This window comes from Cellulomonas iranensis NBRC 101100 = JCM 18110, assembly GCF_001552375.1.
Classification (GTDB): domain Bacteria; phylum Actinomycetota; class Actinomycetes; order Actinomycetales; family Cellulomonadaceae; genus Cellulomonas; species Cellulomonas iranensis.
In genome coordinates, this window is sequence record NZ_BCRB01000129.1 from 1 (window position 1) to 6871 (window position 6871).

The 6871-nt window shown below is 76.6% G+C and carries 6 protein-coding genes; 2 read left to right on the plus strand and 4 right to left on the minus strand.

The features are described from left to right. Positions 1-178 precede the first annotated feature (178 nt). Positions 179-1264, plus strand: coding sequence for a GNAT family N-acetyltransferase (locus tag CS2_RS19735; RefSeq protein ID WP_082740333.1), 1086 nt, complete (start codon positions 179-181; stop codon positions 1262-1264). Between the two features lie 149 nt (positions 1265-1413). Here the strand turns inward: CS2_RS19735 and CS2_RS17210 are convergent, their stop codons facing one another. The 4 genes from CS2_RS17210 to CS2_RS17225 all read right to left on the minus strand — a co-directional run bounded on the left by CS2_RS17210 (position 1414) and on the right by CS2_RS17225 (position 5790). Next, positions 1414-2019, minus strand: coding sequence for a pentapeptide repeat-containing protein (locus CS2_RS17210; RefSeq protein WP_070320898.1), 606 nt, complete (start codon positions 2017-2019; stop codon positions 1414-1416). Positions 2020-2071: 52 nt separating this feature from the next. Then, the gene (locus CS2_RS17215; RefSeq protein ID WP_070320899.1) at positions 2072-2992 is read right to left on the minus strand and encodes a MaoC family dehydratase; all 921 of its coding nucleotides are present in this window, start codon (positions 2990-2992) and stop codon (positions 2072-2074) included. After that, positions 2989-4380 (minus strand): 3-oxoacyl-ACP reductase, encoded by a 1392-nt coding sequence (locus CS2_RS17220; RefSeq protein ID WP_070320900.1) that lies wholly within the window; start codon positions 4378-4380, stop codon positions 2989-2991. The genes CS2_RS17215 and CS2_RS17220 overlap by 4 nt, the downstream gene beginning before the upstream one ends. A 63-nt stretch (positions 4381-4443) precedes the next feature. After that, positions 4444-5790 carry an acetyl-CoA C-acetyltransferase gene (locus CS2_RS17225; protein WP_070320901.1) on the minus strand — a complete coding sequence of 449 codons (1347 nt, stop codon included), beginning with the start codon at positions 5788-5790 and terminating at the stop codon, positions 4444-4446. A 120-nt stretch (positions 5791-5910) separates the two neighbouring features. On the opposite strand from CS2_RS17225, the gene CS2_RS17230 reads away from it, so the two are divergent. Next, on the plus strand, positions 5911-6843 hold the full coding sequence (locus CS2_RS17230; RefSeq protein ID WP_082740334.1) for a TetR/AcrR family transcriptional regulator: 933 nt from the start codon (positions 5911-5913) through the stop codon (positions 6841-6843). Positions 6844-6871: the final 28 nt, after the last annotated feature.

A 6871-nucleotide genomic window follows, 5' to 3' on the forward strand; every position in this document is an offset into this window, starting at 1 on the left:
AGAGGTCGATCCAGCCCCACCCTGCACGGGGTGAGAGGTCGATCCACCCCACCCTTGGGTGGTGAGAGGTCGATCCAGCCCCACCCTGCACGGGGTGAGAGGTCGATCCAGTCACCTCTGCCGGGCACCGCGGAGAAATGACGCCACGCCTGACCGGGGCGCCCGCGAGGATGGGCGCGTGCAGCACGATCTGACCCTCGAGGGCCACGGCGTCCGGCTCGTCCCGCTCACGCGCGAGCACGCCGCGGCGCTCGCGGCGTTCGTCGACGAGCGCGTCTGGCGCGGCATGACGACGCCCACGCCCCGGGGCGTCGACGACCTGCTGGGCGTCGTCGAGACCGCGCTCGCGACGCCCGCGCGGTACGCGTTCGCGGTGCTCGTCGACGGCGAGGTCGTCGGGTCCACGTCGTTCTACGACGTCGACCTGCGCATGGGGCGCCTCGAGGTCGGGCACACGTTCTACGACCCGCGCGTGTGGGGCACGCACGTCAACCCCGCGTGCAAGCTCCTGCTCATGACCCACGCGTTCGAGACGTGGGAGGTCGCGCGCTGCGCGTACCGGGTCGAGGCGCGCAACGCGCGGTCGATCGCCGCCGTCACCAAGCTCGGCGCACGGCCCGAGGGCCGGTTGCGCGGGCACCGCGTCGCGGCCGACGGCACGCGCCAGGACTCGTTGTACTTCTCGGTGCTCGCCGACGAGTGGCCCGACGTCCGCGCACGGCTCGTGGACCGGCTCGCGGGGCACGACGTCGCCGACGGCCGCACGTCGGTGCTGCTGATCGGCGGCCGCTCGGGCGTCGGCAAGTCGACGGCCGCGGCCGCGGTGCACGACCTGCTCGTCGCGCGCGACGTGCCCCACGCGCTCGTCGAGGGCGACGCGCTCGACCTCGCGCACCCCGCGCCGTGGGAGCACGGCGTCGCGGCCGCGAACCTCGCCGACGTCTGGCGGCGCTACCGCGCGCTCGGGCACCGCCGCCTCGTCTACACCAACACGGTCAGCGTGCTCGAGACCGAGACGCTGGCGGCCGCCGTCGGGGACCGCCCGCACGTCACGTCCGTGCTGCTCACGTCGTCCGACGCGACAGCGCGCGAGCGCCTCGCGCGCCGCGAGCAGGGCGCGTCGTACGACGCCCACGTGGCGCGCTCCGACGCCGCGGCGGCTCGGCTCGAGCAGGCCGCTGGGCCGCACGTGCACCGCGTGCCCACCGACGGCCGCACGCCCGCCGAGGTCGCGGCAGACCTGGTCGCGCTCGCGGGCTGGTGAGCACGACGACGACCGGGCGCTGACCGCGGGCCGGCATCCGCGGATCGGGGGACCGGGACCGGGGTACCGGGATCCGCGCCCGGGACCCGTCGACCGGGGCCCGGGGGCCGCGACCCGCGGCTGGCTCCCCCCAAGCATGGCCGGCGCAGTCAGTCCTCGACGACCAGCCCGACGTGGTGCGCGAGCAGCGGCGCGAGGTCGTACAGCTGGTCGGTGCTGACCCGTGCCCCGCCCAGCCCGCCCACGCCGTCGACCGCGCGCAGCCGCGCACCGCGCAGGTCGCACGCCGTGAGCCGCGACTGCGAGGCGTCGAGGCGCCGCACGTCGCAGTCGACCACGACGAGCCTGCCGACCCGGGCGTGGCTGAGGTCGAGGTCCCCGAGCGTCACGCCCTCGAGGCGCAGCTCGTCGACCGTGGACTCGCGCAGGTCGAGGTAGTCGACCTTGCCGCCGGTCACGCGCACCCGGGTCCAGCTCGACCCGAACGCGCTCAGCGCACCGATCCGCACGTCGGCGAGCGTCGTGTCGCGCCACGTCGACGACGGTGCGCGCAGCGTGCCCGCGCGCACGGCCCGCCACGTCGAGTCGAGCACGCGGGCGCGGTCCAGGTCGACGTCGTCGAGGTCGCAGTCCTCGACCTCGCACTCGAGGAAGCGCGCGCCCGTGGCGTCGCGGCCGCGCAGGTCGAGGCCGCGGAACGCCAGGCCGTCGAGGTCGGCGTCGGGCTCGAGGTCGTACGCGTCACCGGTGAGCATGTCCCGACCCTCCCACGCGTGTCGGACACCGGAGGCGGGACCCCGCCCGACGTCAGGCGGTGAGCGGCGTGACCGTGCCCGTGAGGTGCGGCTTCCCCGACCGAGCGTGCCACACAGCGAACGCGTGGCCGTCGCCGTCGCGCGCGACGCGCACGTCGGGCGTCGCGGGCAGCAGCACCGGCGCCGCGAACTCGACGTCCCACGCGAACGCGTCGCCGCGCGCCGCTCCGACGTCGGCCAGCGCGCGCGACGCCGTGAACATGCCGTGCGCGATGGCCCGGGGGAACCCGAACGCGCGCGCGGTGAGCGGGGACAGGTGGATCGGGTTCCGGTCGCCCGAGACCGCCGCGTACCGCCGGCCCGTGTCGGCGGGCAGCTCCCAGCGGCCCGTGCGCACCGGTGGCGTGAAGGCGGCACGCTCGGCCCCGCCGTCGTCCCGGCCGTCCGGCAGCCGCACGCCCTTGGCGAGGTACGTCGAGACGCCGCGCCACGCGACGTCGCCGTCGGCGGCGACCTCGGTGACGAGGTCCACCTGCGTGCCCGACCGGTGCGGCCGCAGGTCGCGCGCCCACGCACGGACGCCCAGGCGGTCGCCCAGGAGGAGCGGCCGACGCTGCTCGACGCGGTTCGCCAGGTGCACCACGCCCAGCAGCGGCAGCGGGAAGTCGTCGCGCACCATCACCGCGGTCGCCACCGGGAACGCGAGCACGTGCACGAACCCCGCGGGCAGCGCGTCCGTCGCCGGCTCGCCCAGCAGATGCTGGTATGCCGTGAGGTGGTCGACGTCGGCGCGCACGTCGTCGACCGCGTAGGTGACCTCCGGCAGCGTCCAGCCGCCACCGCCACCGCCACCGCCACCGCCACCGCCACCGCCACGCCGGCGCGCGGACGCGACGAGCCTCCGCGCGTACAGCCCGCCGAGCCCCGGCACCCGCGGCAGCGCGACCAGCGCGTCCGGCGCGCCGCGCGTCACCGGCCCACCAGGTTCTGCCCGCAGACCCGCAGCGTGCGGCCCACGACCCCGCCGGCCGCGGGTGACGCGAGGAACGCGATCGCCTCGGCGACGTCGACCGGCTGGCCGCCCTGCTGCAGCGAGTTCAGGCGCCGTGCGACCTGCCGCGTGAGCGCCGGGATGCGCGCGGTCATCTCGGTCTCGACGAACCCCGGCGCGACCGCGTTCGCGGTGCCGCCGAACGGCACGAGCAGCGGCGCGGTCGCGCGGACCATGCCGATGACACCGCCCTTGGACGCCGCGTAGTTGGTCTGCCCGCGGTTGCCCGCGATGCCCGACGTCGACGCGAGCGACACGATGCGCGGCGCGTCCGTGAAGTCGCCCGACGTCAGCAGCGCCTCGTTGATGCGCAGCTGCGACGCGACGTTCACCGCGAGCACCGACGCCCACCGGTCCTCGCCCATGTTGGCGAGCAGCTTGTCGCGCGTGATGCCCGCGTTGTGCACGACGACGTCGAGCCGCCCGTGCCGCGCCGTGGCGTGCGCGAGGATCCGCTCGCCCGCGTCGGGCGCGGTGACGTCGAGCTGCAGCGCCGTGCCGCGCACGCGGTTGGCGACCTGCGCGAGCTGCTCGCCCGCGGCCGGCACGTCGACCGCGACGACGGTCGCGCCGTCGCGCGCCAGCACGTCGGCGATCGCGGCACCGATGCCGCGCGCCGCACCGGTGACGACCGCGACCTTGCCGGCCAGCGGGCGGTCCCAGTCGGTCGGGAGCTCGCCCGCGTCGGAGTCGACCTCGAGCAGCTGCCCGTCGACGAACGCCGAGCGCGTCGACAGGAAGAACCGCAGCGCGCCCACGACGCTCGGGGCCGTCACCGGCACGCCGTCGGCGACGACCACGCCGTTGCCCGTCGCACCGCCCCGCAGCTCCTTGGCGAGCGAGCGCAGCAGCCCGTCGACGCCCTGCCGCGCGGCCGCGACCGCGGGCGCGTCGTCGGCGCCCGCGGGGCGCGACACCGTGACGACCCGCCCGCCCGCCCGCAGGCCCTTGAGCACCGAGCCCGCGGCGAGCACCGGCCCCTGCAGGTCGTCCGGGTGCGTGACGTCGGTGAGCACGAGCACCACGGCCGCGTACCGCACGTCGGGGGTCGCGTGCCGGTGCACCTCGAGGTCCCAGCCGTCGAGGACCGCGGGGGCGTCACCCGTCGGCGCCACGCCGCCCGCGGGTGACGAGAGCAGGGTCGCGACCGCGTCGGCGTCGGCGCCCGTGCCGAGCACGAGCGCGGGGCCGTCGAGCAGCGGCTGCCCGGGCCGGTGGCGGCGCAGCACCGCGGGGCGGGGCAGGCCCAGCTGGGCGGCGAGCTTCTTGGTCAGCCCGCTGTTGACGAGCTCGAGGTACCGGTCGGTCATCACGACTCCTGCGTCGTCGGTGGGGCGGGTCGCACCCGAGCGGGTGCGGGTGCGGGTGCGCGGTCAGGCGGCCTCGAGCAGCGCGGTCAGGCCCAGGCCGCCCGCGGCGCAGATCGACACGAGCGCGCGCACGGGGGACTCGTCGCCGGCCGCGACCTGCGCCGCCCGGCGGGTGTGCAGCTCCTTGGCGATCGTCGCGACGATCCGGCCGCCGGTCGCGGCGAACGGGTGCCCGGCGGCGAGCGACGAGCCGTGCACGTTGAGCCGCGCGGGGTCGACCGTGCCGAACGCGCCGTCGAGGCCGAGGCGCTCACGGCCGAACTCGTCGGACCCCCAGGCGGCGAGGGTCGTGAGGACCGTCGACGCGAACGCCTCGTGGATCTCCACGTAGTCGAGGTCCTCGAGCCGCAGGCCGTGCCGTGCGAGCAGCCGCGGCACGGCGAACACGGGCGCCATGAGGAGCCCGTCGACGCCGTGCACGAAGTCGACCGCGCCGGCCTCGGCGTCGACGACCGCGGCGAGCGGCGTGAGGTCGTGCGCCGCGGCCCAGTCCGCCGACCCGAGCAGCACGGTCGACGCGCCGTCGGTCAGCGGCGTCGAGTTGCCGGCGGTCATGGTCGCGGGCGCGTCGAGGCCCAGGCCGAACGTGGGCCGCAGCGCAGCGAGCTTCTCGAGCGAGGAGTCGGCGCGCAGGTTCGCGTCGCGCGTCAGGCCGCGGTACGGCGTGACGAGGTCGTCGAAGAAGCCCGCGTCGTACGCGGCTGCCAGGCGCTGGTGGCTGCGCAGCGCGAGCTCGTCCTGCGCCTCGCGCGTGATGCCCCACTGCGCGGTCGTGAGGGCCTGGTGCTCGCCCATCGACAGGTGCGTGCGGGGCTCGGACGTGCGCGGCGTCGCCGGTGCGAGGTCCTTCGGCCGCAGACGCGCGAGGGCCTTCAGGCGCCGCTGCGGGGTCTTCGCGTGCGACAGGTCGAGCAGCACCCGACGCAGGCGGTCGCTCACGGCGATCGGGGCGTCGGACGTCGTGTCGACGCCGCCCGCGACCGCGGACTCGAGCTGGCCGAGGCGGATCTTGTTGGACAGGGACACGACCGTCTCGAGGCCGGTCGCGCAGGCCTGCTGGACGTCGTACGCGGGGGTCGTCGGGGCGAGGGCCGAGCCGAGCACCGCCTCGCGCGTGAGGTTGAAGTCGCGGCTGTGCTTGAGCACGGCACCCGCGGCGACCTCGCCGATCGTCTCGCCCTGCAGCCCGAACCGCGCCACGAGGCCGTCGAGCGCGGCGGTGAGCATGTCCTGGTTGGACGCCTGCGCGTACCGCCCGCCGGCGCGCGCGAACGGGATCCGGTTGCCGCCGAGGACGTACGCGGGGCGGGGGAGCGTGTCGGAGGCTGCGGTGCTCGTGCGGGTGGCCATGGGGCGGTCCCTCTCGGCGTCGATGACGGTGGGTCGCGAGCGGCGCCGGGCGGCCCTGCGCGAGGGCCGTTGGTCCCGGACCTGTGTCCGAAACCCACAGTACCTGATACCTTCGGTTTCGTGAGTTCTGTCACATCGGGGTCGTCGACGGCGACGTCGCCCCGCCGCCGCCGCGACGACGCGACCGGACGGTCCGCCGCCCGGTCGGTCCCGGTCGCCCTCGCCGGCTCCCCCGTCGAGACGCCCTTCGGCGGCGACCACGACGCCCCCGAGGACGGGCGCTCCACGCGGTGGGCCGACCACCGCGAGGCCCGCCGCGCCGAGCTCGTCCGCGTCGCCCGCCGCACCGTGCACCACCACGGCCCCGACGTCTCGATGGAGGAGATCGCGGCCGCCGCGGGCACGTCCAAGTCGATCGTCTACCGGTACTTCAGCGACAAGACCGGCCTGCAGATCGCGGTCGCCGAGGCCGTCGTGCTGCAGATGCAGGGCGCGCTCGAGGGCGTGCTGCGCGTCGCGCCGACGCCGCGCGAGGGCCTGCGCGCGATGGTCGCGGTGTACCTCGAGATGATCGAGTCCTCGCCGCACGTCTACGCGTTCGTCACGCGCCACGGGTCGGTCGAGTCCGACGGTCCGCTCGGCCACTTCCTCGCATCCGTCACGGCGCTCGTCGCCGCGCCGTTCGCGCGCGGGCTCACCGACGAGCGCGACGGGCGGCGCGTGGCGCGCCGGCCCTCCTCCCACGACCCCGCGACGCCCGGTGCCGCGGCCACCCTCGCCGACCCCTGGGCCGCCGGCGCGGTCGGCTTCGTGCGCGGCGCGGGGGAGTGGTGGCTCGCGCACCGCGGCGAGCCGGGCGTGCCCGACCGCGAGGCGCTCACGGCCCAGCTCGCCGCCTGGCTCTGGGCCGGGCCCGTCGGCCTCCTCGCGCGCGACCACCCGCGCGCCGGCGACCCCGGACCCGCGGCCCCCGACCCTCGTCCCGCCCACCCGGCGGCGCACCACCCCACGGCCGGCGACGACGCCGGCACCACCCCCAGGGAGCAGCGATGACGACGACCGACCGCCCGCCCGCCCGCCC